General features: G+C 60.8%; 1 protein-coding gene. It reads left to right on the forward strand.

The window, feature by feature from the left end; all coding sequences use genetic code 11:
• The coding region (locus AC1D0P_RS30570) for a hypothetical protein (protein WP_477680161.1) at positions 1 to 416 on the forward strand (416 nt) is incomplete at both ends.

Genomic DNA, 416 nt, shown 5'->3' on the forward strand with positions numbered 1-416 from the left:
GAATTCATGCTCCTGGCCGATGGCGCCCATTCGGTCGGTGTCAATCTGACCACATCGGGTACCGAAATCGTCATCATGAATCTGGCCGGTGTCGTGGTTAGCCGGCGTAAGATCGGCGACTGTGCGGAAATCGGCGGGACTGTTGCCGCCATGCTCAGGGATGCCGGGATTCAGTGCGGCACGATCGGCAATGGCATTGCGCTTGGTGCGGGAACCGTTGTCGATCGGGAGGCGATCAGGGCATCGCTTGCGCCAGCTCCTGTTTTCTTTCTCGATGACACGGAAGCCGCCGTCATTGCCGAGCGCATGCTCGGCATTGGGGAACCCGAGGGCGGTCTCGTTGTCATCCTGATCGACGAGACCGTGCGGGCCGGATTGCTGATCGGCGGGAAGATCTTTCGCGGCATGCATAGACG

It is taken from the genome of Polaromonas sp. P1_G2 (assembly GCF_056405515.1).